Annotated in this window: 3 protein-coding genes; 1 reads left to right on the top strand and 2 read right to left on the bottom strand. The window is 55.6% G+C overall.

What is annotated here, in order from left to right; translation table 11 throughout:
* Nucleotides 1-3032: beta strand repeat-containing protein (locus tag ABX962_RS24540; RefSeq protein WP_372723201.1), on the top strand; the 3032-nt coding region annotated here is incomplete at its 5' end.
* Between the two features lie 29 nt (nucleotides 3033-3061).
* Here the strand turns inward: ABX962_RS24540 and ABX962_RS24535 are convergent.
* Both ABX962_RS24535 and ABX962_RS24530 read right to left on the bottom strand, forming a co-directional pair.
* Nucleotides 3062-4813, bottom strand: coding sequence for a ShlB/FhaC/HecB family hemolysin secretion/activation protein (locus ABX962_RS24535; protein ID WP_372723199.1), 1752 nt, complete (start codon nucleotides 4811-4813; stop codon nucleotides 3062-3064).
* A 798-nt stretch (nucleotides 4814-5611) separates the two neighbouring features.
* Entirely contained in the window at nucleotides 5612-6976 is a 1365-nt protein-coding gene (locus tag ABX962_RS24530) for an SHD1 domain-containing protein (RefSeq protein ID WP_372723197.1), read from the bottom strand.
* Between the last annotated feature and the right edge of the window lie 585 nt (nucleotides 6977-7561).

Raw genomic sequence — 7561 nt, 5'->3', positions numbered from 1 at the left:
ACAACGGCGATTTCAGCAGCGGAGGCAGCGGGGTGGATTTCCGTGACGCGGTCGACAACGCCGTCGTCACGATTTCTGGCAATTCCTTTGCGAACACCGCGGGTGATGCGATCCGGTTCGGCGCCACCACTCCGTCGAGTCTAGTCAATCGCATTACCGATGTGACTGTGAATATCGGCAGTGCGAACAACGTGACGATCGATCAGACGACCGTAGCCGTTGGCGGAAATGTTATTAGCGGCAGTGCCAACGGTAGCGGCATCAACGTGGAGGCCATGGTGCAGGGTGATAGCGAGTTTGTCATCAGTGGCAATACCATCGGCAGTAGCGGAAACCGTGTCGGCCAGGATGGCATCCGGTTTGCCGGAGGCATCCTCGATTCCTCGACGGTAACCCTGGGTGGCAGTAATCAAGTTTTCGCCAGCGGACAAGCAATCCAGGTCGACGATTTGCAGTCGCCCTCCACGCTGGCGATCACGGATGGCACTTACGACGGCAACGACGGAGCGTTGTTGGTGGACAATACCGGGGTCGCGGGTACCGACGGACGACTCAACGTCGGTGCTGCCGCCTTCGTCGGCGGCAACGGCAGCACGGTGGTCGAAGTCCTGACCGACGCTGGCAATGCAGGTGTCGACATCGACTTTGCCGGTGCAGCGACCATCACCGGCGGTGCGACCGGATTGCGACTCTCCGGCAGCGGTATCGACATCCTAGGCGACTGGCTGGGCAACCTCGCGTTTTCCAGCCAGACTGGCGACTACATTACACTCGCCAACGGCGCCGAGTTCTTACCAGGAAGTCCTACTCTGATTGATGCCCACTCGGTCTCCTTCGACGGTATGCTCGGCAGCGATATGACTTTGCCGCAATTGTTGGCGGCGGAGGATCGAGTCACTCACTATCCCGATGACAAGTCATTGGGTTTGATCGATATCGCGTCGCTGTTTGTGGTCGAAGGCGAAAGCATTCAAACGGCGGTCAATGCTGCAGGTGCGATGGCGGGGCCGCAAACGGTGGCGGTTGCTGCTGGCACCTTCGGCGGTTCGGTCGAACTCTGGGTTAACAACCTGAGCTTGGTCGGATCGGGGGCCACGACGATCATCGATACCAACGCTGTCGATGCCTTTGCCAATAACGGTGACGTCAACAATGGCTTCCACGTCGCGGCCATTTCCGGCACTTCTGGCGGAGGCGACGTCAGCGGCGTGACCATCGACGGATTTGCCTTCGACTCGCTTTCGAGTAGTGGTAACAACATCGGCGTCGAATTGGGGGCAACCGGCCTTAGCGACGCATTGGGAACGACGGTTCAGAACAGCAGCTTTGCCGATCTGCAACATGGCGTCGTGGCCCGTGCTATCGACGGCTTGACGACGATCTCAACCATTTCCACGAACAATATAGCGTCACACGGCGTCGACTTTAACGCCGCGCTGGACTCGGGTGACACGATTCTCGTTGAGGATAGTTCTATTTCCGGTGGAGATGATGGGCTACGCTTCTCGTCATCGCTGACCGGCAGCGATATCACGATCCGCGGGAACACGATCGAGGGTGCGGATGATGGTCTCGAATTTAATGACGCCATTGGAGGTGGTAGCACGGTCCGCATCGCAGGCAACTCGCGAGTCGAAGGACTGGGCACCGCTAGCGGAGAAGACAACCTTGGTGACGGCATTGCCTTTCGTGGCGTGATTACCGGCGCGACGACCAACATCCTGATCGACGACAACACGCTCATTCGCGGTCTCGATCGTGGGATTAACTTTGCCAGTGCCGGCACTGGTGGGCCAGCTTCGATAACCGACGCCAGCGTGACGATCTCGCGGAACGACGAGATTCGCGGCCTCGGCATCGATGGGATCCTATTCAATGCAGGCCTGAGCAACGCGACAATCACGATTGGTGGTGATACCGCCGCCGAAGGGAATGGATTGATCGTCGGCGATGACGATGGCATTGACATTGAAAATGTAAATGGCGGTGCGTTCACGATCGCCAACAATGCTTCAATCACGGGCAACTCTCTCAACGGCATCGAGTTCGAAGGGGCGGTCAACAATGGTGCCGAAGTCGCCATCGTGAATAACTCATCGATCATTAGTAACAATGACGATGCGATTCGTTTTGTGGACGACCTCACCAACAGTTCGGTGCGAATCGAGGGCAACGCCATCCAAGCCCTTCGTGATGGTGTGGCATTGGCCGCTGTGATTGAGGGAACAACCGACTTGCGGATCAGCGACAATACCATTCATGTCGACGGCAGCGGGATTGCCCAAACGACCGCCAGCTCGATTGTCGACGATGCCTCGGTTGTCATCGCCGCAAACTCGATCACGTTGACGGGAGCTGCGGGAACCGGCATTTCACTCAACAACCTGGGCAGCACTCAAGCCATCGTGATCGATGCCAACCAGATCATCGGTGGTGAGTTTGGAATCGTCGCCTCTCAGTTGGCGGCGGGAGTTTTTGAGGGTCAAGTACAGATTGGCAATACGACAATCTCGGCAGCCCATGACACGGGGTTGATGTTTGTTAACCGCAATGCGGCCAGCTCGCTGGAGGTTGATTTGCAAGGTGGCTTGATGGTCCACGGAGGTGCATCGGCTGCGGACAATGGGATTGTATTCGACGGTTCCGGTTTATCGCTCCGTGCGAATACGTTGTCGGACACCCACTTTACGTCCCAGAATGGAAACTACGTCGAACTGCGAAACGGTGGCCTTTTTGAAACGGGAAGTCCGACATTGGTTGACGCCACCGATGTGATGTTTGACAGCCTCGACGCAACAACCGCCTCGGGTTACCAAGCTGCGGAGCTGAAGCTCGTACATTTTCTTGACGACCCGAGCCTAGGACTGATCTACCCCGGTGTGGTGAATAATTGGGGCGGTCAATTAACCTACGATCGATTCACTCGTTACCAAGATTACTTCCGCACCATTGGAAGTTTGCTGGAGATGAATTCGATCATCATCCGCTATCCGGCGGCCGAGATTGTGATTGCCGACGAATTGGACGAATAAGTGAGGCGTCTCTCAGGAACCGAGTGAGGTTACGGACGGGGGCCGAACAGCGAGACGAATCCGATATGGATGCGGTCTCGACTGACTGCCCCGTCGACCGGTTCAAAACCGTGGGCGTAGTCAATCCTCAGATTGCCGCGGTCGCCCAATTGCAATCGTAGACCCGCACCCATGCTGATCAAGAACTCATCTGCCGTTTCGCCAGCGACGGGATCTTCGATGTAGGCACCACCGGCATCCAACAATCCATAGGCCCGCAGCGTGTGACATTGCTCACCGTATCCCCAACGCCATGGCTCTGGCCCGAGCTCGAAGTTGGTGATCCAGCCTGAATCGCCTGAGAAAACTCGTTGATCGTATCCACGCACCGAATCGAATCCCCCGAAGCCGAGTGTTTCGCTGAATAGCAGTCGCTCGGATGTGATTTGACCAACCCCGCGGGCAACAAAATCCCATCCACTGGGCAGATCCCACAAACGTTCCATCCTTCCGCGAGCGTAGATGTAATCGGGCGAGGTGCCGGTACGAATGGTATTCATTGCGGCCGTGTTAGCAGCCGACGTGAACCCTCCGCCAGGGCCCACGAACGTGTCGATCGACCATAGCGAGTATTGGCGGTCTCTCATCCGTTTGACGCTGCGAAGTCCCAAGCGAATCTGTGCCAAATCCGCGTTTGAGTCTTGCACGTTCACGCCGCCAAATTCCAAGTTGTTATTGGTCGATTTGAAATCGAATCCGAGTGAGCCACTGATGTCTTGGTATTGGTTCTTGATGAGGTGGCGAGTCAATCCGAGCCCTGCTTGCCAACTTTCACCATCTTGTGACAGGCCAATGCCCAGCTCCGGTGCCACCTGCGCCCAACTGCCGTACGTCTGGAAACTCCACTGTCGATCGATCGCTTCGGAGTAGGAGACGGCGTGGGCATGCAGATGCGAAAAGTCCGCGTCGGCGGTGTATTGGTAGCTCAACGTGGCATCGCGTCCAAATGCATTCCCCCACAGCAGACCTGTGTAAAGCCGTTCGAGCATCAACGGACGCACCCCGGTATCTTCATAACCCACATACGCGTTGATGGGGCAGACATCGGTCAACTCAAAAACGACGTCTGTTGTTCCTTCGGCAGTGCCGGGCCGCAAATCGACATCGACTTTTCGGAAGGGATTCTGATTCAACCAGAACAGATCGTTGGCGATCGCGGACTCACGGATTCGAGAACCGCGTCGCGTGCACTCGATCCACTCGGCCACGTCACAGGGGTTAAAATAGCAACCGCCCTCCACTCGGACACTGCCGATCCGCGATTCGATGACAACCAATTGCACCGTGCCACCGGTGATCTTCTGTTCTGGAATGATCACATCGACAACGGGTTGGCCGCAGCGACGATAGTACAGAATGATGTCGCGAGAAAGCTGATTGAGTTTCCGCAGTGTCACGGGGCTACCAAGGTAGCGATCGACGATCTGTGTCAGACCTTGGCTATAGATCAGCGAGTGCTGCGAATCAAAGTCGTAGTGGATTCCGGTTAGATCTGCGTTGGCTTCTTCCGCTTGGACTTTGTCGTTGTGGTCCAAAAAGAGGACTGCATCGAGCGATTCGATCAATTCGCGGTCACTCCCCTCCACTGTCGGTAGCTTGTCCGGCTGGATCGTTTGTTGTGCCGGTTGCGAGGGAATCGTTAACGGTTTGTAGCGTTCATAGTCCTGGGCATGCGACTCGTGTGTCTGTGCGTAGAGAATGAAACAGGCCAGCAAGAGGCTAGCGGTGCAGCGAATCGTCATGTTGTGTGCCTTCCTTGATGTATGCACCTCCCTCCTAGAGGCAATCGGTAGAATCACCGACGAAAGTATGATCGGCGAGCCAATCCGATGTGGTGAACTTCACAGACGTACATTCCTATACACCGCACAACCCGAATGACCGGAATCGCGAAACGGCAGATTTCGCGTAGCGACAACCATCATGGTCCTCACATCGCGACGATCGTCACTCATCGATGGGGGCTTTGGGGGCTGGCAACACGCTGTCGGCCGCCGCCCATGAAGCAACAAGATGCAATGCGGTGAAGCATTTTCTGCTAGCGAAACGCGTCGAGAGATTCGTGGAGCGTGCGTCAGCCGGACGAAAGACTTGGTGAATTCCGCTACGCTAAATCGAAGATCGCGATTCGAAGTTTGCACGACATTTTGACCACCACGAAGTGGCAAAAGGATGTAGCCTCGGGCGTGAGCCGAGGAACAACTTTTCTGACCCGCGTAAAAGGGTATACAGGAAAATGGGTGACAGGAAGATGAGCATGCCGTAGGGGTCTGGCGACTACGACGGAGCATGCGTGCGTCCTCATTTTCTAACCCTTCATCTTTTAACCTCATCGAACGCAATCCCGTTCGTCGGGACAAATCAGCTCAAGACCAATTCGCTGGCGAGATGACACCTCGGATCTTGGGACATGACATTTTCCTGCCCAACGTTGGGTTGATCATCGCAAACGCTGTCAAACGCTGCTCGTTATTGATAGTTACTTGCCTCCGGTTCAACTGTTCTGTCTTCGCCCGGCGTTTTGGCGAATCCGTCGCCGTCTATGGCTCGAATTGGTAATCGTTACCGAGTTTGGTGTACGTTTTTTCGAACGCGTTCGTCGGATTACTCGTTTTGCCATCGCCCGTGATCGCGCCGTTTTCGAAGCAGAACATAAGACGAAATGTGCCTGCGGCAGGGGACGGTTCCCGGACGCGAACCTGGAATTCTCCTGTCGGTTCGATTCGAGCGGCGTAAGTTTTTGCCCAGTAGTTCACCTGGCGTGGTGACGATTCATCCACGAGGACGACACTATGAGCCTTGTGGTTGGATACCAATGTCCCGGAAACAACGATCTCGTTGCGAGATCGATCGTAGCGAGCACGATATTGTTGGACTTTGGCGGAAGGGACGACTCGGCGGTCTTGGACTGTGCCCGAAAACACAAAGTGCTTCCACAGCATCGCCGCTTCAGCTTCGCAGAGATAGACGCGGTCGTGATCGAGTTTGCTCCGCACGGCTGCGCGAAACGGGTCCGTTCGAGGCCCCATCAACGTGTTGCCAAGCCGATCGGCGATGATGGGGCCAGTGTGGAACAAGCCAAAGGCGTGCCCGAGTTCATGGACGCAACCCTTGAGTGTGAAATCGTGGAGAAAGCCCTCCGCCATCTCTTGATCGAAAGAAATTTCACCTGGTCGGTTTTCGTAGTTAACGACTGCCCATCCGCCACGGCGTATGTCGCCCGAACCGCGGTATTCGTTGAACCGCGTCGGCGGATCTCCCTTGTACACATAAACCCACCACAGAGGATTGTTGCGTGGTAGCCCGTACTGCGCGTGCGCCTTCGGCCAAAGCTCTTGCATGAGTTCGAACGCTTTCGTGTACTGCCCAGGAGGCTTGGAGCCATGGATGCGAAGGACCCGGATGCGGCCGCGGTCATCGCGGGGGAAAATCTGCTCTCGGGCCGGTGGATATCCCCAGTGTTTCATCCACTTCACGAAGAAGGTCTCGGTGTACTCGGCGGCCGCAACCATTTTCGACTCGGCATCCGCGGGAGGATCCAACCCCGCAGCAACGAACAGCACCAGATGGATTTCGGGAACCTGATTCTGCGAGCTCTTTGCCGGCGCAATGGCACCGGCATCCTGCTTCGGTCCCGTTTGGTTGTTTTGGGAGCGCGGTTTTCCATTGCCACTTGTCTCTGCGAGCGACCGAATATACTCCTGGTCGCGCTCGCTGAGGCGTTCCAAGGGAACCGCAAGAATGCTGCCGTCCGGCTTCACTAGCCGCACCTTTTCCATGACCACACCGTCAAACTCCGCTTCGACCTTGTACTTGCCCGTTGCATCCGTCCATTCTCGGGTGAAGGCGAATGGGGCTCCGGTGGCAAGCAATAGTAAGGGAAACAGCAAGAGACGCAGATTCATGTCGATGGTTCTCGGGGTGTTGATTAGAAAGGCCTTTCTCATTCTGCGTTATGACATACGATCGATCGAGGCCCGAGCGTGGATGATTGCCGCACAAATGCGATTCACCACCTTCTGGCGAAGGTAGCTACGAGAAGACGTTTCACCGCGTTGGCTAAAGCGGCAAGCAGACCGAAAGACATCTTTTTGACCCACGCACAATGGTATACAGGAAAATGGGTGACAGGAAGATGAAGAAGCCGCAGAGGCTGGCGACCACGACGGAGCATTCGTGCATCCCCATTATCTAACCCTCCATCTTTTAACCTCATGCAGTCGCAAGCCGTGCGTCAGAACAAATCACCACTGGGCCGGAGGCCACATGGACTGATTAAGATTACGAGTAAGATAAAGATTAAGACGTAGTAAAGAAGCAGCAGACAACCCGGTTGTGGGTTAGATTCGCAAACGACAGAGAAAACGTTGTTGTGCAAACATAAAAAAACGCCGGACGTTGCCGTCCGGCGTTTTTCGTTTTGTCATCGTCTTGGATTCGTTACCAACGTTAGCGGTTGGGGTCGAATCCGGTTTGAGCGATCTCTTCTT

Origin of the sequence: Novipirellula sp. (genome assembly GCF_041583735.1) — a bacterium.
GTDB lineage: Bacteria > Planctomycetota > Planctomycetia > Pirellulales > Pirellulaceae > Novipirellula.
Note: the sequence above shows the minus strand (reverse complement) of the source record. Positions and strands in the feature narration are given on the sequence as shown.

Coding starts and splice junctions, on each gene's coding strand:
- ABX962_RS24535 (WP_372723199.1), bottom strand. CDS start 4,813: ATGACGATTCGCTGCACCGCTAGCCTCTTGCTGGCCTGTTTCATTCTC.
- ABX962_RS24530 (WP_372723197.1), bottom strand. CDS start 6,976: ATGAATCTGCGTCTCTTGCTGTTTCCCTTACTATTGCTTGCCACCGGA.